The organism is Erythrobacter sp. (genome assembly GCF_038133525.1).
Taxonomy (GTDB): Bacteria; Pseudomonadota; Alphaproteobacteria; order Sphingomonadales; family Sphingomonadaceae; genus Qipengyuania.
In genome coordinates this window covers 1-1,503 of the sequence record NZ_JAYPTL010000203.1, presented here as the reverse complement: position 1 = coordinate 1,503, position 1,503 = coordinate 1, and the positions used below count along the sequence as shown (strand labels likewise).

Genomic DNA, 1,503 nt, shown 5'->3' with positions numbered 1-1,503 from the left:
GGGTAGCATAGGGCTTCAGGTGGCGCTCATCGCGCCAGCTTGCAAGCTAAATGCAAGAACAGCGCGAGAAAGCTCAGCCAGCCTTGTTAACCGGCGGATTGTCGCCAAGGTCTTCGAACCATGCCTCGACCGGGCCGGTCAGCTTGATCGTCAGCGGGCGGCCCTTGCGGTCCATGGTCTTACCCGCCTGCACGCGGACCCAGCCCTCGGGAATGTTATATTCCTCGATATTGGTGCGCACCGAACCCTTGAACCGGATGCCGACGCCGCGACGCAGGATCTCCGCATCGAAATATTCGCTGCGCGGATCGATCGCGAGGTGATCGGGCGGCACATCGCTGCCACCGCTTGCCGGGGTTTCGGGGCTTTCAGGGGTGCTGTTGGTGTCTTCGGTCATAGTGTCGGGCCTCTAGCGGCAACGCAGTGCTTGTCAACGGCTTCGCGCTCTGGCAAAGGCGCGCCTCTGCCGGGGCGAGTGATTCATTTCACGCCCTGTTGACCCGGCGGGCGCGTAGCTCAGTGGTAGAGCACACCCTTCACACGGGTGGGGTCGCAGGTTCAATCCCTGCCGCGCCCACCATCCCTTCAGACGCTGATCGGATGATGCGGTTCTTTCTGGACCTGCTTTCCCGATGCACCGAACGGCATGCCGTATCTTCGGGCTTGCGCGATGCCGCACGAATGATGATGCCCCATGTCGCGCGGGACTGGAATGTCCGGGCTAGCAGATCGGGGTTCGCGACAAGGTTGATCGAAGTCGGACGTTGTTTCCCTGATCCACAATCCGCGGCCCAAAGCAAAAGGCCGCCGCGGCTTATCCGCAGCGGCCAGAATGCTTGTCCGGATTTGTGAGGGTCAGCCGGTAATCAGAACTCCGACCGATCCGATTCCTGCAAATCGTGCCTCGACGGCTTGCCCGATCTTCACATCGTGGACGCCGGTGATCGCGCCCGAAGACACCCAACCGGCGGCCTGATCCATCAGCCCGCGTTCGGTCATGTTGTTGAGCAAAAACCGCACCGCGCCGAACGGCCCGTCGAGCATGGTGGCGGTGCTGGCCTTGCCCACGCTTTCGCCGTTGATCAGCGTTTCGACCGCGATATCGTTGATCGTGTCCCACATGGCGCGCGGCACGACCGGACCGAGGACAAGGCCATTATTATTGCCATGGTCCGAAACCGTGACGCAGGGGCCATCGGCATTGATGCCGGCCCATGGCGACGATGCGATCTCGATGCCGATGCGCACCTCTTCGACCCAGTCGAAAGTCTCCGCATCGCTGGTCGGCAGCTTAGCGCCTTGCGGCACCCGGATGCGGATTGCGAATTCGGCTTCTGCCGCAGCAAAGCCGCCACGGAATACCGGCATCGGAATGGGCGATCCGGCTTCCTCATAGATCATGTCTTCGGGGATCGGGCCGATCAGCCGGTTGGCGCCCAGTTGCCCGTCGAGTGGCGGCGGAATCTTGCCGACCTTCCACCCGCCGACCGCGCCATCCCACAG

At 62.5% G+C, this 1,503-nt stretch carries 2 protein-coding genes and 1 tRNA gene; 1 reads left to right on the top strand and 2 read right to left on the bottom strand.

Features of this window, described 5'->3' with window-relative positions:
* Nucleotides 1-73: 73 nt before the first annotated feature.
* Nucleotides 74-397 carry a DUF3297 family protein gene (locus AAFM29_RS18065; protein ID WP_341714081.1) on the bottom strand — a complete coding sequence of 108 codons (324 nt, stop codon included), beginning with the start codon at nucleotides 395-397 and terminating at the stop codon, nucleotides 74-76.
* Nucleotides 398-505: 108 nt separating this feature from the next.
* On the opposite strand from AAFM29_RS18065, the gene AAFM29_RS18060 reads away from it, so the two are divergent.
* Nucleotides 506-580 (top strand) — tRNA-Val (locus AAFM29_RS18060).
* Nucleotides 581-855: 275 nt separating this feature from the next.
* Here the strand turns inward: AAFM29_RS18060 and AAFM29_RS18055 are convergent.
* Nucleotides 856-1,503 (bottom strand): fumarylacetoacetate hydrolase family protein (locus AAFM29_RS18055; protein ID WP_341714080.1); only part of this gene is annotated, 648 nt, incomplete at its 5' end.

Excerpts from the sequence above, each read along its gene's own strand:
- AAFM29_RS18065 (WP_341714081.1), bottom strand. The coding sequence starts at position 397 with ATGACCGAAGACACCAACAGCACCCCTGAAAGCCCCGAAACCCCGGCA.